Origin of the sequence: Halorussus amylolyticus, from assembly GCF_004143485.2 — an archaeon.
Lineage (GTDB): Archaea > Halobacteriota > Halobacteria > Halobacteriales > Haladaptataceae > Halorussus > Halorussus amylolyticus.
In genome coordinates, this window is record NZ_ML974135.1 from 16,618 (window position 1) to 34,888 (window position 18,271).

At 66.1% G+C, this 18,271-nt stretch carries 19 protein-coding genes; 6 read left to right on the top strand and 13 right to left on the bottom strand.

Annotated features, from left to right (window positions below; translation table 11 throughout):
- Positions 1-40: 40 nt before the first annotated feature.
- Positions 41-406 carry an ArsR/SmtB family transcription factor gene (locus EKH81_RS12300; RefSeq protein WP_132058722.1) on the top strand — a complete coding sequence of 122 codons (366 nt, stop codon included), beginning with the start codon at positions 41-43 and terminating at the stop codon, positions 404-406.
- Between the two features lie 45 nt (positions 407-451).
- Here EKH81_RS12300 and EKH81_RS12305 read toward each other — a convergent pair whose 3' ends face one another.
- On the bottom strand, positions 452-1,876 hold the full coding sequence (locus tag EKH81_RS12305; RefSeq protein WP_132058721.1) for a dihydroorotase: 1,425 nt from the start codon (positions 1,874-1,876) through the stop codon (positions 452-454).
- A 135-nt stretch (positions 1,877-2,011) separates the two neighbouring features.
- Between EKH81_RS12305 and EKH81_RS12310 the strand changes: the two genes are divergently transcribed.
- Positions 2,012-2,356 (top strand): KTSC domain-containing protein, encoded by a 345-nt coding sequence (locus EKH81_RS12310; RefSeq protein ID WP_132058720.1) that lies wholly within the window; start codon positions 2,012-2,014, stop codon positions 2,354-2,356.
- Between the two features lie 12 nt (positions 2,357-2,368).
- On the opposite strand, the gene EKH81_RS12315 is transcribed toward EKH81_RS12310, so the two are convergent.
- A complete protein-coding gene (locus EKH81_RS12315; RefSeq protein ID WP_132058719.1) occupies positions 2,369-3,511 on the bottom strand; it encodes an RNA 3'-terminal phosphate cyclase in 1,143 nt (380 codons plus the stop codon).
- Positions 3,512-3,696: 185 nt separating this feature from the next.
- On the opposite strand from EKH81_RS12315, the gene EKH81_RS12320 reads away from it, so the two are divergent.
- Positions 3,697-5,043 (top strand): glycerate kinase type-2 family protein, encoded by a 1,347-nt coding sequence (locus EKH81_RS12320; protein WP_162224614.1) that lies wholly within the window; start codon positions 3,697-3,699, stop codon positions 5,041-5,043.
- Positions 5,044-5,144: 101 nt separating this feature from the next.
- Positions 5,145-5,756 (top strand): hypothetical protein, encoded by a 612-nt coding sequence (locus tag EKH81_RS12325; protein ID WP_132058717.1) that lies wholly within the window; start codon positions 5,145-5,147, stop codon positions 5,754-5,756.
- A gap of 1 nt (position 5,757) precedes the next feature.
- Here EKH81_RS12325 and hflX read toward each other — a convergent pair whose 3' ends face one another.
- The 6 genes from hflX to EKH81_RS12355 form a co-directional block, all read right to left on the bottom strand.
- On the bottom strand, positions 5,758-7,044 hold the full coding sequence (gene hflX, locus EKH81_RS12330; RefSeq protein WP_132058716.1) for a GTPase HflX: 1,287 nt from the start codon (positions 7,042-7,044) through the stop codon (positions 5,758-5,760).
- Positions 7,045-7,312: 268 nt separating this feature from the next.
- Positions 7,313-8,443, bottom strand: coding sequence for a hypothetical protein (locus EKH81_RS12335; protein WP_132058715.1), 1,131 nt, complete (start codon positions 8,441-8,443; stop codon positions 7,313-7,315).
- A gap of 112 nt (positions 8,444-8,555) precedes the next feature.
- Positions 8,556-8,819 (bottom strand): hypothetical protein, encoded by a 264-nt coding sequence (locus EKH81_RS12340; RefSeq protein WP_132058714.1) that lies wholly within the window; start codon positions 8,817-8,819, stop codon positions 8,556-8,558.
- The gene (locus tag EKH81_RS12345; RefSeq protein ID WP_132058713.1) at positions 8,816-9,931 is read right to left on the bottom strand and encodes a M24 family metallopeptidase; all 1,116 of its coding nucleotides are present in this window, start codon (positions 9,929-9,931) and stop codon (positions 8,816-8,818) included. The genes EKH81_RS12340 and EKH81_RS12345 overlap by 4 nt, the downstream gene beginning before the upstream one ends.
- Positions 9,932-9,985: 54 nt before the next feature.
- Complete coding sequence (locus EKH81_RS12350; RefSeq protein WP_368407713.1) at positions 9,986-10,291, bottom strand: WNWW family protein; 306 nt, start codon at positions 10,289-10,291, stop codon at positions 9,986-9,988.
- Positions 10,292-10,294: 3 nt separating this feature from the next.
- Positions 10,295-11,257: a transcription initiation factor IIB gene (locus EKH81_RS12355; protein ID WP_132058712.1), complete on the bottom strand. Its 963-nt coding sequence runs from the start codon at positions 11,255-11,257 to the stop codon at positions 10,295-10,297.
- Between the two features lie 142 nt (positions 11,258-11,399).
- On the opposite strand from EKH81_RS12355, the gene EKH81_RS12360 reads away from it, so the two are divergent.
- Positions 11,400-11,687, top strand: coding sequence for a hypothetical protein (locus tag EKH81_RS12360; protein WP_132058711.1), 288 nt, complete (start codon positions 11,400-11,402; stop codon positions 11,685-11,687).
- A 106-nt stretch (positions 11,688-11,793) separates the two neighbouring features.
- Here the strand turns inward: EKH81_RS12360 and EKH81_RS12365 are convergent, their stop codons facing one another.
- From EKH81_RS12365 to pdhA, 3 genes are read right to left on the bottom strand one after another with little or no spacing between them, the layout of a single operon-like run.
- Positions 11,794-12,843: an NAD(P)-dependent alcohol dehydrogenase gene (locus EKH81_RS12365; RefSeq protein WP_132058710.1), complete on the bottom strand. Its 1,050-nt coding sequence runs from the start codon at positions 12,841-12,843 to the stop codon at positions 11,794-11,796.
- 42 nt (positions 12,844-12,885) lie between these two features.
- Positions 12,886-13,854 carry an alpha-ketoacid dehydrogenase subunit beta gene (locus EKH81_RS12370; RefSeq protein ID WP_132058709.1) on the bottom strand — a complete coding sequence of 323 codons (969 nt, stop codon included), beginning with the start codon at positions 13,852-13,854 and terminating at the stop codon, positions 12,886-12,888.
- Positions 13,844-14,944: a pyruvate dehydrogenase (acetyl-transferring) E1 component subunit alpha gene (gene pdhA / locus EKH81_RS12375; protein ID WP_132058708.1), complete on the bottom strand. Its 1,101-nt coding sequence runs from the start codon at positions 14,942-14,944 to the stop codon at positions 13,844-13,846. The genes EKH81_RS12370 and pdhA overlap by 11 nt, the downstream gene beginning before the upstream one ends.
- 398 nt (positions 14,945-15,342) lie before the next feature.
- Between pdhA and EKH81_RS12380 the strand changes: the two genes are divergently transcribed.
- Complete coding sequence (locus tag EKH81_RS12380) at positions 15,343-15,786, top strand: DUF6789 family protein (RefSeq protein WP_132058707.1); 444 nt, start codon at positions 15,343-15,345, stop codon at positions 15,784-15,786.
- A gap of 18 nt (positions 15,787-15,804) precedes the next feature.
- Here EKH81_RS12380 and EKH81_RS12385 read toward each other — a convergent pair whose 3' ends face one another.
- Together EKH81_RS12385 and EKH81_RS12390 are read right to left on the bottom strand one after the other, a co-directional pair.
- A complete protein-coding gene (locus EKH81_RS12385) occupies positions 15,805-16,269 on the bottom strand; it encodes a hypothetical protein (RefSeq protein WP_132058706.1) in 465 nt (154 codons plus the stop codon).
- 92 nt (positions 16,270-16,361) lie between these two features.
- Positions 16,362-18,122, bottom strand: coding sequence for a cbb3-type cytochrome c oxidase subunit I (locus EKH81_RS12390; RefSeq protein WP_132058705.1), 1,761 nt, complete (start codon positions 18,120-18,122; stop codon positions 16,362-16,364).
- Between the last annotated feature and the right edge of the window lie 149 nt (positions 18,123-18,271).

Below are 18,271 nucleotides of genomic sequence, written 5' to 3' on the forward strand. Positions count from 1 at the left end.
GAGCATTAAGAATAAGTGGATGTGGACGCTATCGTCTCGTATGAGCGAACGTGAGGTCACGAAAGACGACTGCTCCGAAGGGCGGGCCCGAGTCGAATCGGAACTCCTCGGCGGGGTTTTAGACCTCGACCGCGAAGCGAACCGCCTCGCCGTGATGGGCGAACCGACTCGATTCGTCGTCCTGTATCTGCTCGCCAAAGATGGACAGGTCCGGAGCGGAGAGTTGGCTGACCAACTCGACCGACGACAGAACGACCTCTACCACCACCTCAACACGCTGGAGGACGCAGGACTCGTCGGAAAGTTCCGCGACGGTTCCAGTCGAGTGTACGAACTCTCACCGCTCGCCGAACAGTTCGTCCCCTCGGTCTTCGATTCGATAGGCGACCGCGCAGAAACCGTGTGAACAGCGAACTGAACCGCAGTTTTCGGATTCCGGTACTGTGGTGACTCAGCCCTGCACCACACCCTCCGGCCCGCGCGCCAGATACTCCCGACCGCCCTTCTCGACCTGCAACTCTCCGTCCTCGACCACGACTTCGCCACCGACAATCGTGTGCGTCGGAAGCCCGGTGAGTTCATCGCCGTGGAACGTCGAGTAGCGCGGTTCCATGGTGTGGTAGAAGTCGTCGTCCACGACCGCCGATTTTTCGAGGTCCACGACGACCATGTCGGCGTCCGAGCCTTCGACCAAGGCCCCTTTCCGGGGATAGAGACCCCACCGTTTGGCGTTGTTCTCGCAGGCGACTTCCACGAGGCGCTCCATCGAGATGCGGTTCTGGTTCACGCCCTCGCTCATCATCACCGGGAGGAAGTACTCGATGCCGTTGTTGTCCCCCGGAATCGCGTCCCACACGTCGCCGTACTTGCCGCCCTCCTTCTCCTTGAACTCGATTTTGTGCGGGCAGTGGTCGGTGCCGAGGTACTCGACCGTGCCGTTTCGAAGCCCTTCCCAGAGGCGTTTCTTGCTCGCCTCGCCCCGGAGCGGCGGCGAGATTTTGCCCCAGATGCCGAGGTCCTCGTCCTTGGTGTGTGCGAGGAACGCGGGCAGGGTCTCGGCGTGGAGGTTCACGCCCTGCTCCTGAAATCGCTCGCAGATGTCCACGCCCTCGCCCGTGGACATGTGGACGATGTAGGCGCGCGAATCGGTGTACTCGGTCAGCCTGCCGATTTGCTCTATTTGCATCGCCTCGCAGATGTTGGGCGCGGCTTCCGACCACGCTTCGAGGTCGTTGCGACCCTCGTCCTGCAACTCCCGCCTGCGCTCGATGGCGAGGTCCTCGTTCTCGGCGTGAAACATCACCACGCCGTCGTTGATGTCCGAGACTTTGTCGAGGACTTTGTACACTCGTCCGGCGTCGGAGTGGTCGATGCCGAGTTCGGGGGAAGCGTGCTTGTACCAGTTGAAGAAGACTTTGAACGACCGGACGCCCTCATCCGCAAGTCCCTCTATCTCCTCGACGTGGTGGTCCTGATGGACGATGGCGTGGTACGCGAAGTCAATGTAGGAGTTCTCCGCGCCCACCTCCCGGAAGAAGTCCATGTCGGGCAGGTAGGGGTCTGGCTGGAGCAGGAAGTTCACCACGGTCGTCACGCCGCCGTGGACCGCGCCGCGAGTCTCGGTCTCGAAGTCGTGGGCGAGGCCCTCGTGGTAGTCGTACTCGTAGCGTGACAGCCCCCAGTGGACGTGCGGGTCGATGAATCCCGGAATCAGATAGTTGCCCTCTGCGTCGATGGTCCGGTCGGCGTCGGGGAGGTTTCGGTCGGAATCGACCGCGACGATTTCGCCGTCCGCGGCCGCGACCCCGCCCATTCTCGTTCCGCTCGGGGTGACGACGCGCGCGTTGACCACTCGGAGTTCTGCTTGCTCGTCCATAACACACCACACAGAGCAGTGGGACTTAGAAGTATCCCCTCGGTGGAACGTTCCGCATCGAAATCAGGCCGAACGCCCGGCTCGCCGGGCGTTCGGCCGATGATTTGAGTGTCGTCCCCGTCGTGCCTCCGGCGCATGAAAGCCACCACGACCGAGGGCGAGCGAATCGAGTGCGACGAAGTCGAGGAGGGAGACCGAGGCCTGTTCTGCTACCACGGCGGGCGCGTGGTCGGCTACGTCCCCTACGAAACGCTCGACAGCGTGGCCGAGACCAGAACCCCCGTCGCGTCGAGTAGCATCCGGAGCGTGGGCTACGACGCCGACGAGCGCGCGCTCGAAATCGAATTTCAGAGCGGCGGCATCTACCGGTACGCCGACGTTTCCCAAGAGACGTACGAGGGCCTCGTCAGCGCGTCGTCGCAGGGGTCGTACTTCCACGAAAATCTCCGAGGTGAGTACGACTACCGCCGGGTTCGGTGAGTCGTCACGGAATCAGTGACCCTCGGCGACGAGCGTCGGCGGTGACCCCTCGATTACGGTCACGTCGAGTCCGAACTCCGCGACGAGGTCGATACCGGTCCGAACGTGGTCGGTGACCTCGGGAACCGTCACGCGTCCGCCACACAGCGCGAGGAAGACGACCAGTTGGTCGGCGGTGTGGGCGTCCACCGCGGGCGTGTTCCCCGACGTGGTCGCGTTCGCGGGCGACGGCGCGGCCGCGCCGTCGCCCGCGTCAGGACTCGAATCCGTGTCCGAGCTTGAATCCGCGTCAGGACCCGAATCGCGGCGGTGAAACGACACCGCGGCGTCGACGACTCTCGCCCCGACTTCCTCGGCCGGAGTTCCGCGCTCGCCGAGCGCGTCGAACCCCGCGACCGTCTCCTCGTAGTCGAGAACAACTGTGGCCGTCGAACCGGTCGAGGGCGTTTCGGCGGTCGAAATCGTTCGCTCGACGACCGGAATCTCTGCATTGCGGAGCGACTCGGCCGCGTTCGCGGCCTGTCGCGCCGCGACGTCGCGGTCGGCGAGGTCCGCGGATTCGGTCGAGTAGATTCGCGCGCCTTCGAGGTCGCCGCGCTCGATGCGTTCGAGTCGGGACGGTGACGAGGGCGCGAGCAGTAGGGTGGCTCGCCCGCCGCCTGCAGGGTAGAACCCCACCTGTTCGCGTTCGACGGCGGCGAACAGTCCCCACTCTCGGAGCAGTCGGAGCTTCGCCCGTCGGTAGTGGGCTATCGTCGGCGACCACTTCACGTCGGTTCCGCCGGTGGCCGCGACGACCAGCGGACGGTCGAGTCCGAGCGCGACCGGGAGGAGCGCGTCGAACGCGAGCGTGACGCTCCCGGCGGTTTCGATGTCGATTTCGACCCGCCCGCCGGTCGGCGCTCCGGGTCGGAACGTCACCGTCTCGGAGCCGAGTTCGTCGCCCGAGACCGTGGCGTCGCACACCGACGCCGCGGCCCGGACCGCGGCGAGGTGCTGGGGTTTGAGTCCGGGTGTCGGGCGTGACCCCCGGACGCGACGCATCTGAAACGCCCGGCCGGTCGCCATCGAGAGGCCGAGCGCGGTCCGAAGGAGCTGTCCGCCGCCCGCCGAGCCGTCGAGTTCGAGGAGGTCGGGTTCGGAGTCCTCATTCATCTTCGCGGTCCGTGGAGGGGTCGGTTCCGAGCGAGCGCGATGGCGGTCATGTCGTCGGCTACGAGGACCCGAGGGAAATGACTTTCTTCGAATCGGAAACGGCCGTTTCTTCGAGATGGCGACGGTCGCTCCCGTTCGCTTCGCCGACCACAGCAGTTACCACACACCACGCGCAATTCGAACCGATGACCGACGACGTTGCGATTCGCGACCGGGCCGCCCTCGAAACGACGTCCGCCCGCGAACTCGCACTCGATTGTGCGGCCGCCGGAATCGCGGCGGCCCGGCCCCGGCGCGTCGTCCGCGAATCGGTCTCGGTCGCGGGCGACGACCTGACCGTCGGGGACGCGACCTACGACCTCCGAGACTACGACGAAGTGGTCGTCCTCGGCGGCGGCAAAGCCGCGGGCGGCGTGGCCGGAGCGCTCGAAACCGCACTCGGCGACCGCATCGACCGCGGCGTCGTCGTCACGAACGCGCCCGCCGACTGCGACCGAGTAGCGGTCCGCGAGGGTGACCACCCGGTACCGAGCGAGCGCGGGGTCGCTGGCGCACGCGAGGTCCTCGAACTCGCCGACGACGCCGACGAGAACACGCTCGTCCTCGCGACGATTACCGGCGGCGCGAGCGCGCTCCTGCCCGCGCCCGCTGACGGAATTTCACTGGCCGACCTCCGGGCCGTCACGACCGACCTGCTCGAAAGCGGCGCGACCATCGGAGAGATAAACGCGGTCCGAAAGCACCTCTCGGCGCTGAAGGGCGGCCGACTCGCCGAGCGGGCCGCGCCCGCCGAGGTCGTCGGTCTCGTGCTGAGCGACGTGGTGAGCGACGACCTCGAAGTCATCGCCAGCGGGCCGCTTTCGCCCGATTCCTCGACCTACCGGGACGCGCTCGGTGTGCTCGACCGCCGCGAAATCGACCCGCCCGCCGGGGTCCGCGACCGACTCGAACGCGGTGCGCGCGGCGAGATTCCTGAGACGCCGACGGAGGGCGACCCGGCTTTCGACCGCGTCTCGGTCCACGTCCTCGCGGACGGGATGACCGCGCTCGACGCCGCGGCAGAGGTCGCCCGAGACGCGGGCTACGAACCCATCGTCCTCTCGTCGCGAGTCCGGGGCGAGGCCCGCGAGGCCGCCAAGACCCACGTCGCGATTGCGGAGGAGGTTTGCGCGACCGGAAATCCTCTCGGCGCGCCAGCGGTACTCCTCTCCGGCGGCGAGACCACGGTAACGGTCCGGGGCGACGGCGAGGGCGGGCCGAATCTGGAGTTCGCGCTGTCGGCCGCGCTCGAACTCGATGTCGACGATGTGGCAATCGCGAGCGTGGACACCGATGGGAGCGACGGCGGGACCGCCGCCGCGGGCGCGCTCGGGCACGGCCACCCCGTGGGTTACTCGCTGTCGGCGCGCGCCGCGCGCGCGGCGCCCGCCGACAACGACTCGTTCGGTGCGCTCGACGCCGCGAACTGCGTGCTTCGGACGGGCGCGACCGGGACGAACGTCAACGACCTGCGAATCGCGGTCGTCGAGTGACGCGACTCGGAGTGCGGGACGTGACCCGAGTTGTGAGACCTGGCCCGAGATGCTGAAAGCGACCTGAAATTTCAAGAGGCTGTGGGGAGTCCGTCGAACCAATGTCACTCATCGCCCGACTGCTCGGCGGCGACGACGACGAAGCGAAGGACCGAATCGAGACCGCACAGGACGCGGCTGACGACGCGCTCGACGCCAGCGTGAACCCCGACACGCACGGGCTGGAGGAGTTCGGAATCACGGGCGTCGCGGTGGTCAACGAGGGACCCGACGGCGAACCCGTGACGGTTCCCATCGCCCGCTTCTCGCTCGGGAAGGACGTGGACGAACTCGACCGGGATTCGGTCTGGCCGCTGGTCGCGGCCGGAGTCGAAGCCATGTTCGACGCCTTCGACCGCGAGGGGGTGTTCGTCCGTCACTACGACGTACAGTTTGCGTTCGGCGGAAAGGGGCTGTTCGAGGCCGAGGAGTGTCGTCGGGTGGCGATACACCCCGAACTCGCCGAGCGATTCGTCGCGGACCGCGAGTTCGACGCCGACCGACTCCGCGAGGTGGTCGAGCGCGAGGACGACATCGACGACGTGGTCGCGCCGGTCGCGTGGGGCGAGTGCGAGGACTACTCCGCCGCATCGAACGCGGCGGTCGTGACGACCGCCGCAGTGGGAGCCAGCGCCGCGAGCTGTGGCGGCGCTGGCGGAGCCGGTGGGTGCTGAACTACGGTTCTGACGATAGTTTCTCGGCTCTCCCCCGCGCTCGCTCGACCACCGACTCGGGACCCGCGAACGCGATTCGGACCTCGCTGTCGGTGTAGTTCACGTCCTCGACGCTCGCGCGGTCGTAGAGCCACGACACGAGGCTCATCGCCTCGTCGTCGTTCGGCAGGGCGAGTTCGGCGTCTCGGCGCTCGGGTAGCGCCGCCGCGATTCGGTCGCGGAGCGCGTCGAGATTTCGCCCCTCGGTCGCGCTGACCGCAATCGGGTCGGCGGAAATTTCGCCGATTGCCTCCCTGCGCGCTTCGAGTTCTTCCTCCGAACACAGGTCGGCCTTGTTCAGCACTGTGACGACTTCGCCTTCGGCGTCGGCGAGCAGGTCCGCGCTCGTTTCGAGCTTTCGTCTGAGTTCGTCCGGCGGGTCGCTCGCGTCGGCCACGAGAATGGCGCAGTCGGCCGTTTCGGACTCCGAGAGCGTGTCGTGAAACGACGCCACGAGGTCGTGGGGCAGGTCGTCCACGAATCCCACGGTGTCGGTCACGAGGGTTCGCCGTCCGTCGATTGTCGCCCGACGGGTGGTGGTGTCGAGCGTCTTGAACAGTCTGTCCTCGATTTCGGCGGTCGCGTCGATGTCGCCGTGGTCGGCCTCTCGATTCTCAAATTCGAGGTCGTCGGCGAGTCGGTGGAGAAGCGTGGACTTCCCGGCGTTGGTGTAGCCCGCGAGCGCGACGAACTCGAAGCCCTCCTCGCGTCGGCGTTGGCGGCGGTTCTCTTCGTCCTCGGTGAGGTCCGCGAGTTCGGCGTCGAGGGCTTCGATTCGGCGCTCCACGTCGCGGACGCGCTGGCCGCCTTTCTCGTCGTGAGCGAGGAGTTCGCCCGCTCGCTCGCGCGTTATTTCCTCGCGGATTCGCGGCAGGTCGTGTGCCAACTGCGCGCGCTTGACCTGTAGTTTGGCTCGCTTGCTCCCCGCCTGCTCCTCGAAGATGTCGAGGACGAGTCGTCTCCGGTCGAGTATCTCGGTGCCGTCCGGACACGAGTTCGCGAGTCCGAACGTCTGTCCGGGCGTGAGTTCGTTGTCGAAGATGACGACGCTCGCGCTCGTCTCGGCGACCGTCTCTGACAGTTCCTCGACCTTCCCGCGTCCGAACTGGAGGCCCGGATGTTCCGCGCGGGTCTGAGTCAGTTCGGCGACGATGTCGTAGCCCGCCGCCTCGGCGAGCGCGCGGATTTCGTCGGTTTCGACCGCGCCGGAGTCGGCGCGCTTCGCGATTACTGCGTCTGTTGCTTGCATGGATGTGTAGTAGTGCGTTCGCTCGTCGGTACCCCGACTGCTCGGCGATTCGACTCTCGTCTGGCGACAGTGACGACCAATCCGGACCGGCGCACCCTGCGGCCGAGAGGCGCTCGACTGCGACAGCGCGGAGACGACGACTCTCGGTGCGACTCGCGGCCGCGAACGCTTCCCCGGTCACCGACGAACGAAAGAGAGCTCCATGCGACGTATCGGTCAGTTATCCGGCATGATGTATAAACGTTCGGGCGTCAGCGCGGTCGGTACGTCAGAACGTGTAGCCGTGGGTCTCGGTGATGTGGTACGCTCCGGTCCCCCAGATGTAGTTCTCACCCGGCCACCACGTCCGGGCGTTGTTCAGGCCGCCGACGAGAACTCCTAAATCGGGGTTCTCGGGGTCCGCGTGGAAGTTCACCGACCCGCTGTCGCCGTCGGTGAAGTCCGACTCGCGGCCCCACTTGACCTGCCCGCGCTTGCAAATCGCGCCGTACGCGCAGGTAAGCCCGTCTATCGCCTGAATCCGCCCCGTGGTGTGGCCCGTCCTCGCGCCGATTTTTTCGAGGGGTTCGCCCGCCGCCTTCAGGTCGGCGAGACCGGCGCGCGTGAACTGCCCGAGGACCCGGCCCGGCGACCCGTCCCGAATTCGGTGGAGGGGTTCGAAGTCGCCCTCCGGCCCGACGCAGACGAGGTCGGCTTTCGGAAAGCTCTCCCGAACGGTCCCGATTCTCGGCCTGCCGTCGCCGAGCAGGTAGAGCGGACTGCCGCTGCTGTCGCTCGCGTCGAAGACGTGATTCGCCGTGGCGAAGTACACCGACCCGTCGCCGGGGTCGCGAAGCGCGGGCGCGAGCGTCCCGAACAGGCCGTCGCTCGCGACCGGGACGCTGCCGGGGACGCCCGGCCCGACCGACGCGGGCGCGCTCGGTTCGCCGTCGGCTTTCGGGTCGCGCTCGCCGGGTTCGACGCGCGTGACTTCGACCGGCACCTCCTCGACCACTTCGGGCACCGCACCGAAGGCCTCCTCGGTCGTGACTTCGACGTGAATCGCCGCGTTCGACCCGCCGAATTCGCCGGGCGCGACCGCCGAGGTCGCGACGTCCTCCTCGTCGACGACGCCGAGCGCGCGGTGGACGCTCACCGCGGTTCGAAAGTCATCGTACCAGTCGCTCGGCACCGTCTTGCGGCGCGGTCGTAGTTCGCCCTCGTCGCCGTCGCGGGTCAGCCCGTAGACGATTGGCACCTCGTCGTCGCTCGCGGCCCGAACGTCGCCAGCCGTCAGAAACGCCGCGGAAAGCGCGCCGAAGCCGAGCGTTCGTAGCGTGTCCATGAATCGTCGCCGCCCCATCGTCCCCACGGGCTCGTCGTGAATCGCGCCCGTGCGGTGTTCGCTCTCGTCGTGCATCCCCCATTTCCCCGCACACCGGTACGCCGGTCTGTCACTTCAAGCTGCTTGCCCGAGAGCGAGACGGAGAGCGAGCGAGACGGGGTCTCGCTCGACGAGTTCGACGCGAGAGTCACCCCGAGTAGTCGAGGACGGCGTCCGTCTCGACGGTCGTCACGCCGTCGAGTTCGCATATCTCGCCCAGTCGCTCGTGGCCGACGCGCACGAGCAGTCGTCCAAGCTGTAGCTCCCGAACCACCTCGCCGCCGACCGACTCGACCACGTCGCGAACGTCGTCGATTCGAGCGTCGTCGTCGAGCGTCAGCACGAGACCGACGGTTTCGCCCGGAATCGGGTCGCGCCGGAGCGACCTGACGGTGTGGCTCACGTAGGTCATTCGCCGAGCGCCTCCCACGTCCGGGGCGAGTCGTTGAGTCGCTCGCATCCGTCCTCGGTCACGATAACGAGGTCCTCGATTCGGACCCCGAATTTTCCGGGGAGGTAGACGCCGGGTTCGACGCTGAAGACCATCCCCGATTCGAGTTCGACCTCGTTGCCCGCCACGATGTAGGGCGCTTCGTGTACGTCGAGTCCGACGCCGTGGCCCGTCCGGTGGACGAATCGGTCGCCGTAGCCCGCCGCCTCGATGACTTCGCGCGCGGCGCGGTCGATTTCCTCGGCCGGGACTCCCGGCTCGACCGCCTCGACCGCGGCCTGCTGGGCCGATTGGACGGTTTCGTGGACTGCCTGATACTCCTCCGGCGGGTCGCCAGCGAACACGACCGTCCGGGTCTGGTCGCCGGGGTAGCCGTTCACGTACGCACCGAAATCGAGTACCACGGGGTCGCCGGGTTCGATTTCCCGGTCTGAGCGACGGTGGTGAGGCTTCGCGCCGTTCGGCCCGGAGCCGACGACCGTCTCGAACGAGACGCCCTCGCCGCCGCGCTCGGCGAGCAGGCGGTCGATTTCGTCGGCGAGGTCGGCTTCCGTCAGTCCGATGGCGTCCGCGCCGAGGCTCCGAATCTCGACGCTCACCTCGTCGGCGAGCGCGCCCGCCCTCCGAAGCGCGTCGAGTTCCGCGTCGTCCTTGCGAAGTCGAAGGTCGTCGAACACCTCGCTCGCGAGGCCGAAGCTCGCTTCGGGAAGCGTCTCCCGGAGGTCCTGAGTGAACAGCGCCCACATGGTGTCGTCCGCGAGGAGGTGGCCCTCTCGGAGGTCGAGTTCGTCGGCGAGGTCGGCGACGAGCGCCATCGGGTCCTCACCGTCGGCCCACAGGCGAAGGTCCGACACCCACGAGGCGTCGCGTATCTGCTCGTCGTACATCTCGGGCGCGACGAAGACGGGGTCGCCCTCGCTCGGAACGACCAGAAACAGGTGTCGCTCCATCGGCTCCTCGCGGAAGCCCGAGGCGTAGAAGAGGTTCGTGCTCGGGAACAGAATCGCGGCGTCCGCGCCGACCTCAGGGAGTCGGTCCTGACACCGCCGGGTTCGGCTCTCGAAGGCGTCCATGTCGAGGGGTTGCGCCCGATTCGATTTAAATGTACGTACGCAGGGTGGCGATTTCTACTCGCGCGACCGCCCGGCCCACCGAACGATTCGGAATCGGTCGTAGCCGCCGTACGCGAGTTCGAGCGCGCCGACCCACCAGTTCCACCGTTCGGGGAGCGAGCAGTCGTCCGGGGCATCTCGAAGATTTTCGAGGACTTCTCTCGCGTTCAGCGGACGGCCCGTGTCGGCGTCGAATCGCCCGGAGTCGGCGAGGTCTCGGGCCTGTCGCGCCACGACTCGTCGCGTCTCGGGAGTGCCGCCGAACGCCTCGGCGAGCAGTCGTTCGAATCCGTCGTCGATTCCGGTTTCGGGACCCGCCACCGCTCAGTTGTACAGCCCGATTGCCTTTATCTGCTCTTGATACCGATTTCGGATGGTGACCTCGGTGACTTGGGCCACGTCGGCGACCTCGCGTTGGGTCTTCTTCTCGTTGCAGAGCAGCGATGCAGCGTAAATCGCGGCCGCGGCATATCCGGTCGGCGACTTCCCGGAGAGAAGGCCTTGTTCCGAGGTCACGTCGATAATTTCGTTCGCCTTCGACTGGACCTCCTCGCTGAGTTGGAGTTCAGAACAGAACCGCGGGACGTACTTCTTGGGGTCTACGGGTTCCATTCCGAGACCGAGTTCCTGGGAGATGTACCGATACGTCCGGCCGATTTCCTTGCGCTCGACCCGCGAGACTTCCGCGACCTCTTCGAGGCTTCGCGGGATACCCTCCTTCCGGCAGGCGGCGTAGAGCGCGCTGGTGGCGACGCCCTCGATGGACCGGCCCCGAATCAGGTCCTCCTTGAGCGCGCGCCGGTAGATGACCGACGCGACCTCCTGCACCGACCGCGGGACGCCGAGCGCGCTCGCCATCCGATTGAGTTCGCTCAGCGCGAACTGGAGGTTTCGCTCGCCCGCGTCCTTGGTTCGGATGCGCTCCTGCCACTTCCGGAGGCGGTGCATCTGGCTCCGTTTCTCCGAGGAGAGCGACCGACCGTACGCGTCCTTGTCCTTCCAGTCGATGGTCGTCGTCAGCCCCTTGTCGTGCATCGTGTTCGTGGTCGGCGCGCCCACGCGCGACTTCTTCTGGCGCTCGGCGTGGTTGAACGCGCGCCACTCCGGCCCCCGGTCCACGTTGCGCTCCTCCACGACCAGCCCGCAATCCTCGCACACCAGTTCACTTCCGCCAGCGTCTGCAATTAGCGACTTCGACTCGCATTCGGGGCACGTCTCCGCGCCCTCGGTCTCTTCTACTCCCTCGGTAGTTTCCTCCGGTTCTCGCTGGCGGATGGGCCCCGTCATAAGTCTATCCTAGTTAAGCGGGTTTGGTAGATAAACCCTACGCGCGTCACACTCTCACACACCTCTCGCGGTTGGCGACTCTGAATTCACCATCCGCGGCTCGTGCGGGGCTTTTATTAGCTCCCTCGTCGGGAGTACGAATATGCCAGCCTCCCGACCGACCGTCTTCGCGGTGGACGAGTACGACGCGCTGGAGTTCGACGCGGTCCTCGTGCGCGAGAACGCCGTGGTCTGTCTCGACGGCACCGACGAACTCCGGGTCATCCCGATGGAGAAGGTGAACCACATCGACGCCGACCCCGACTCGATGCTCGTCGAGCGCGAAATCCCCGAGACGTTCTACGGCGGCGGCGAGTACGGCTTCGTGGACATCGACGAGTACCCCGAACTCCAACACCACCTCGACGACCTCGAAGCCGAGCAGTACTGAATCGGAGCGGTTACTGAATCGGGGAATTTATCGAGTCGGAACCGAAGCGAACGCCCGCGCCCGCCGCGTTCGCGGCGGGCGCGGGCGTTCGAAAATAGTTCGCGGCTCAGAACGACACGAGCGGCTTTATCACGCCGTCTTCTTTCGACGCCATCAGGTCGAACGCCTCGTCCACGTCGTCGAACTCGAACTCGTGGGTCGTCATCGGCGTCGGGTCTACCCGCCCGGCGTCGAGCAGGCGGAGAAGCCGTCGGAGTCGCACTCTCCCGCCCGGACACAGGTCGGTCACGATGTCCTTCTCGGCCATGCCGACGCCCCACGCCTCGCGCGGAATCCCGACGGTGTCGCCCTCGCCGTAGTAGCCCACGCTCGAAATCGTGCCGCCGGGCTTGGTCGCGGCCACGCACCCCGCGAGCGTCTCCTCGCGCCCGAGCGCCTCGATTGCCGAATCGACGCCCTCGCCGTCGGTCAAGTCGAGAATTTGCTCGGCGGGGTCGCCCTCCTCGAAATCGACGATTTCGTCGGCCCCGTATCGCCGCGCGAGGTCCTGACGCTCGGGTACACTCTCGACGGCGAAGATTTCGCCCGCACCCTGCAGGCTCGCGCCCTTCGTCGCCATCAGGCCGACCGGTCCCTGCGCGAACACCGCGACCGTCCCGCCGACGGGAATTCGGGCGTTCTCAGCGGCTCTGAAGCCCGTGCTCATCATGTCGCAGACGTAGACCGCCTCCTCGTCGGGGACGCCCTCCGGAATGTGAGCCAAGTTCGCGTCGGCGTCGTTGACGTGGGCGTACTCCGCGAAGATACCGTCCTTCTCGTTGGCGAACTTCCACCCGCCGAGCGGGCCGCCCGACTGCGAGGAGTGGCCGTCTTGGGCCGCCTCCGACCCCCAATCGGGCGTGATTGCTCCGACGACCACGCGGTCGCCCTCCGCGAAGTGCTCGATTTCCGACCCCACCTCGTCCACGACTCCGGCCGCCTCGTGGCCGAGCGTGAGATTTTCGCGGTTGCCGATTGCGCCGTGGACGGTGTGAACGTCGGACGTACAGACCAGCGCCTCGGTCGGTCTGAGTATCGCGTCGTTCGGACCGGGTTCTGGTCGTTCCTTTTCTACGATTTCAGTCTCACCGATGCCGTTCATCACGAATGCTTGCATTGGAATCCCCCGGTCGGTGGACAACCCCGAGTCCCATAGCTCTCACGCCGACAGCACGCGCTCGATTCCTCGACGAATTCGCTCGGAATCGGGGCGGTAGGCGTCTTCGCGGGCGAACAACGGAAACGGAACGTCGTAGCCCGTCACTCGCTCGACCGGCGCTTCGAGGTGGTAGAGCGCGTCGTCGTTGATTCGTGCGACGACCTCCGCGGCGAGTCCGCCCGTCCGGGGCGCTTCGTGGACGACGACGCACCGGCCGGTCTTTCGGACCGACTCGACAATCGTCGCCGAATCCATCGGGGAGGCGGTGCGGAGGTCCACGACCTCGACGCTCGCGTCGCTCGCTTCGACGGCCGAGAGGGTTTCGGGAACCATGCCGCCCCACGCGACTGCGGTCGCGTCCTCGCCCTCTCGCACGACCGCGGCCTCACTGAGCGGGACAGTGTGGTCGCCCTCCGGAACGGACTCGCGCATCGCGCGGTAGAGTCGGGTCGGTTCGAGGAACATCACGGGGTCGGGGTCCCGAATCGCGCTCGCGAGCAGTCCCTTCGCATCGGCGGGATTCGACGGAATCACCACTTTCAGTCCGGGGATGTGGGCGTACCCCGCTTCGAAGCTCTCGGAGTGGAGTTCGAGCGCGCGGATGCCGCCGCCGTAGGGCATCCGAACCGTCATCGGGACGTTCAGGGTTCCCCGCGTCCGACTCCGCATTCGGGCGGCGTGTTGCTGAATCTGGTGGAACCCCTGATACGCGAAGCTGGCGAACTGGATTTCGGCGACGGGCGTCATGCCGTAGGCTCCGAGACCGACGCCGAGACCGATGATGGCGGCCTCCGCGACCGGCGTGTCGTACACCCGGTCGGGGTACTCGTCGCGCAACGCTTGGGTCGCGCGGAACACACCGCCGTTGACGCCTACGTCCTCGCCGTAGACGACCATCGACTCGTCGCGGGCCATCTCCTCGTCGAGGGTCTGGCGAATCGCCTCCACGAGTCGGAGTTCATTCGTCACGCTCGAATCCCTCCTCTTTTCCCCCTCTCTCGTTCTCGCTCTTCCACTCCTCCTTCTGTCGCCGCAATTCGGGCGGCATCTCCGCGAACACGTAGTCGAACATCTCCGCGGGGTCCACCTCCTCGCGGCCCGCCTTCGCCAAGTCGATTTCGTCGGCGAGCGTCTCCTCGATTTCGCCCTCGATGGCGGCAATGGACTCGCCGTCGAGCACGTCGGTTTCGAGCAGATGGCGCTCGAATCGCTCTATCGGGTCGCGGGTGCCCCACTCTTCTTCCTCGTCCTCGGTTCGGTAGACGGTCGGGTCGTCGCTCGTGGTGTGCATCGACCGCCGGTAGGTGAGCGCCTCTATCAGCACTGGGTCGCCCTCGCGCGCCTTCGCGAGCGCGTCCTGCGTGACCGCGCGGACGCCCAGCACGTCGTTGCCATCGACCTGAATCCCCTCGATTCCCGCCGAGACGGCCTTCTGCGCCAGGGTCTCTGTGCGAGTCTGGATTCGCCGGGGCGTCGAAATCGCGTACTGATTGTTCTGGCAGAAGAAGACGGTGTGGGCGTCCAGCACTCCCGCGACGTTCATCGCCTCGTACACGTCGCCCTCGCTGGTCGCGCCGTCGCCGAAGTAGCAGATAGTCGCCTCGTCGCTCTCTGCCATCTCCTGGGCCCACCCGAGACCCGCGGCGTGGAGCGACTGACTCCCCACCGGAATCGACGGCGGGAAGTTACTCCCCGCGACCTCCGCGCCCTCCTCCATTCCGAGCGCGTACCACAGCAGGCGGTGGACGGGCGTTCCCCGCGCGAGGTACGCCGCGCTCTCGCGGAACGATGGCACCATCCACTCCGACTCGCCGAGCGCGAGTGCCGACCCCACCTGCGCGGCTTCCTGTCCGATTCCGGGCGCGTAGGTCCCTAATTCGCCCCGGCGCTGGAGCGCGACCGCGCGCTCGTCGGCCCGGCGCGAGAGCTTCATCAGGCGATACGTCTCGCGGAGGCTCTCGTCGTCCAACTCCGGCGCTTCGTCCTCGTCCACCGCCCCGTCCTCCCCCAGTGCTTGCACGTACTCGACCGAAAACTCGGCCACTTGTTCGCGAACCACGCCCGGAGTACCACGGCTTCGTACTTATGTGCGATTGCCGACGCGAGATGTTTCGTGAGCCAGCGACACGGTCCACCACGGGTGGGATTGAAAGGGGCCGTCCGGTCGCGGCCGAAGGCCGTGGTCGCTTGCGCAAGCAACTATCCGCGCGGGTAGTGCTGAGAGCGCGAATATCCTGCGCAACGACCGCGACCGGAGGGGGGGGCTTTCTACAACGCTACCGCAAAATTCGTTGTAGAACTCAAGTGTGAATATCCAAGCAGCGAGCAGAAGGCTACTCACGGCGCATCTGAAACCGCATCCGCACCGCGAACTGACAGAGGCTTTCGCGGACGACTACTCACAGCAAGTCCGCCCACGGCGAAAAGCTTCTTTGCCGCGAAACTGGCAATTCGCGTATGAACAAAGCGTTCCGGGCGGTGGCGGGCGGCGTCGCCGGAACCGCGGTGCTGACGCTCGGCCTCGTCGTGACCGACGTCGAGACCGGCTACCGAATCGGCATCTTCGAGACCATCGCGAACTTCGTGGGGACGCCCGGACAGGTCACGCTCGGATTCGCGCTGTTCGTCTTGGCCGGGGTGTTCGCGTGGCCACTGGTGTTCGTCGCGGTCGAGGGGTACCTCCCCGGCGGGCCGGACCCCGCAGTTCGGGCGATACCGTTCGCGTTCGTTCTCTGGGTCGCGTTCGTGCTGACCGCGCCGCCCGGCATCGACTTCCCGCTCATTATCCCGTACCTCGCGCTCACGTTGGCCGCCCACCTCGCATACGGCTACATCGTCGGCGCGGTGTACGCCCAACTGGACGAGAGCGAGGTCGAGCGAGACGTGGGGACGAGCGCGTAGAACGAGACGCCGACGGCATCACTCTCGCGAGCGAAGCGACAACGACGCGTAGGTCATCAGCGAGGTAGTGACGCCGAACAGTCCGACCATCACGAGTCGGAGAACGAGGCCCATGTCCTCGGTATCGACGAACGGAATCGCCGCGAACGCGGCGATTCCGACGAGTGCGAGGACGACGGCGAGAATTCGGTCGTACTTCTTGTCGTACTCGATGTTCGCGACTTTGGTCCACCACGTGTCCTCGGGGTCGGGGCGTCGTCGCTCGATGCCGTCCGGCGTCCGAAACGCCCGAAATCGCCACCGGATGGTGAACAGCAGGTAGCCGACACACCCGCCGTACACGAGGCCCGTCGTGAAACTCTCTGACCCGCGGAGTAGAGCGAAGCCGACCCCGCCGACAAGCGCCGGGAGGACGAACGCCGCGACCGATTCCAGCAGGTCCACGACGGGCGCTCGCGTCTTGGAGTCGGCGTTCGGGGACATCGCGTCTCGCAGTTGCTACCCCGTAGCCTCGACTGTCCTAAAAGTATTCTGAGACGAATCGCGTCTCGGTTTCCCGTTTCGATTGTTTCGCCTCAGTCGTCTCGTCCCGCTTGCTCGCGCCCCGCTTGCTCTCGTTCGGCGCGTCGTCGCTCGCGCGCCTGCTCGCGCTCGAATCGGTTCTCGAACCACTGCCACTCGCGAGTGTAGAAGCCGGTGCCCTTGAGATTCCACACGTCGGGGTCGGTAAGTCTCTCGCCGGTCCGGTAGGAGTGGACCATGTTCCAGAGCCAGACGAACTGCGCGGCCATCAGGAGGTAGGCGGTGACGGTCACGACCTGCTGGGCGAGCGCGAACTCCGCCGGAAACGCCGCCAGTCGCCGGGGGAGACCCTCCATACCGATGACGAGCATCACGAAGAAGGTGGGCATCACCGTGACCATCGAGACCCAGAAGTGAATCTTGGCGAGTCGCCGGTCGTACATCCGGCCCGTGATGAGCGGGTACCAGTAGTAGTTCGCCGCGAACATCGCGAACAGAATCGTGCCGACGAGGATGAGGTGGAAGTGACCGACCACGTAGTAGGTGTCGTGGACGAGCAGGTCTATCGGGACCGACGCGAGGAAGACGCCCGTCACGCCGCCAATCATGAAGTTGGCGATGGCCCCCACGCAGAACAGCATCGGCGTGGCGAGGTGAATCCGGCCGGTGTACATCGTCGTAATCCAGTTGAACGTTTTGACCGCACTCGGCACCGCGATGGCTATCGAGACGGCCATGAACGACCCCCGTATTCGGGGGTCCATCCCGACCGCGAACATGTGGTGCGCCCACACGCCGAAACTCAGGACACCAATCGCCAGCGTCGAGTAGACCACGAATTTAAAACCGAACAGCTTTCGCCGAGAGAACTTCGGGATGATGAGACTGAGCAGGCCCATCGGAGGTAGGACGAGAATGTACACCTCGGGGTGGCCGAAGAACCAGAACAGGTGCTGCCACAGCAGAGGACCCCCACCCTCCGTCGCGAAGAACGTCGTTCCGACCACGCGGTCGAGCAGAAGCATGATGAGCGCGCTCCCGAGCAGGGGAAACGCGAACAACACGAGTCCCGAGGTCGTCAGCATCGTCCACGAGAAGATGTCGAGTTCCTCCCAGCCGACCTTCTCGCTCCGCTCAGTGAAGATGGTCGCGATGACGTTTATCGCACCGAGCGTGGTGCTGACCCCCGAAAGGTGAAGCCCGAGCAGCATCACGTCTATCTGGCGGTTCGGGAGTTCGGCGCTCATCGGGGCGTACATCGTCCACCCCGTCTCGGGCGGCGCGAGTTCGGTCACGCCCACGAGGTCCGAGATGAGACCGAACCGAATCAGCAACAGCGCGGGCGGCAACAGCCAGAACGCGATGGCGTTGATGCGCGGGAACGCCATGTCGTCCGCGCCGATGAACACGGGGAGGAAGTAGTTCGCGAGGCCGAACAGCACCGGCGTGGCGAACAGGAACAGCATCGTCAGCCCGTGCATCGTGAACAGCGCGTTGTACATCCCCTCGCTGACGACGTTCGCGCTCGGCGTGAGCAGTTCCGTCCGGAGCATGACGGCGTCTATCGCTCCCCAGAGGCCCGCCGCCGCGCCGAAGACGATGTAGAGGACGCCGATGTCCTTGTGGTCCACCGTGGTGAGCCATCGAGTCAGTCCCGGCGGCTTGTTCCGGAGTTCGTCGGGCAGGCCGACGTACTGGTCCACTACGTCGGGAAATTCGGGCAATCGACTCCGAAATCGGAGGACGCCGACGCTCACGACGCCGATACAGAGAACTGCGGTCACGGCCAGCACGAGACGCGCGAACGACTCCAAGCGTGAAACCCCTAAACTTCCTTCGAGGTTCTCCCCGAAAACGCTTATCGCCACGACGAAGGCGACGAAGGCGTACCACGCTCACGCAGGTCGGCGGGGCAGCCACAGAGACCACCCCGGGCCCCCAACATAAGAAAAAAAGAACGAAA

Coding starts and splice junctions, on each gene's coding strand:
- EKH81_RS12300 (WP_132058722.1), top strand. CDS start 41: ATGAGCGAACGTGAGGTCACGAAAGACGACTGCTCCGAAGGGCGGGCC.
- EKH81_RS12305 (WP_132058721.1), bottom strand. CDS start 1,876: ATGGACGAGCAAGCAGAACTCCGAGTGGTCAACGCGCGCGTCGTCACC.
- EKH81_RS12310 (WP_132058720.1), top strand. CDS start 2,012: ATGAAAGCCACCACGACCGAGGGCGAGCGAATCGAGTGCGACGAAGTC.
- EKH81_RS12315 (WP_132058719.1), bottom strand. CDS start 3,511: ATGAATGAGGACTCCGAACCCGACCTCCTCGAACTCGACGGCTCGGCG.
- EKH81_RS12320 (WP_162224614.1), top strand. CDS start 3,697: ATGACCGACGACGTTGCGATTCGCGACCGGGCCGCCCTCGAAACGACG.
- EKH81_RS12325 (WP_132058717.1), top strand. CDS start 5,145: ATGTCACTCATCGCCCGACTGCTCGGCGGCGACGACGACGAAGCGAAG.
- hflX (WP_132058716.1), bottom strand. CDS start 7,044: ATGCAAGCAACAGACGCAGTAATCGCGAAGCGCGCCGACTCCGGCGCG.
- EKH81_RS12335 (WP_132058715.1), bottom strand. CDS start 8,443: ATGCACGACGAGAGCGAACACCGCACGGGCGCGATTCACGACGAGCCC.
- EKH81_RS12340 (WP_132058714.1), bottom strand. CDS start 8,819: ATGACCTACGTGAGCCACACCGTCAGGTCGCTCCGGCGCGACCCGATT.
- EKH81_RS12345 (WP_132058713.1), bottom strand. CDS start 9,931: ATGGACGCCTTCGAGAGCCGAACCCGGCGGTGTCAGGACCGACTCCCT.
- EKH81_RS12355 (WP_132058712.1), bottom strand. CDS start 11,257: ATGACGGGGCCCATCCGCCAGCGAGAACCGGAGGAAACTACCGAGGGA.
- EKH81_RS12360 (WP_132058711.1), top strand. CDS start 11,400: ATGCCAGCCTCCCGACCGACCGTCTTCGCGGTGGACGAGTACGACGCG.
- EKH81_RS12365 (WP_132058710.1), bottom strand. CDS start 12,843: ATGCAAGCATTCGTGATGAACGGCATCGGTGAGACTGAAATCGTAGAA.
- EKH81_RS12380 (WP_132058707.1), top strand. CDS start 15,343: ATGAACAAAGCGTTCCGGGCGGTGGCGGGCGGCGTCGCCGGAACCGCG.
- EKH81_RS12385 (WP_132058706.1), bottom strand. CDS start 16,269: ATGTCCCCGAACGCCGACTCCAAGACGCGAGCGCCCGTCGTGGACCTG.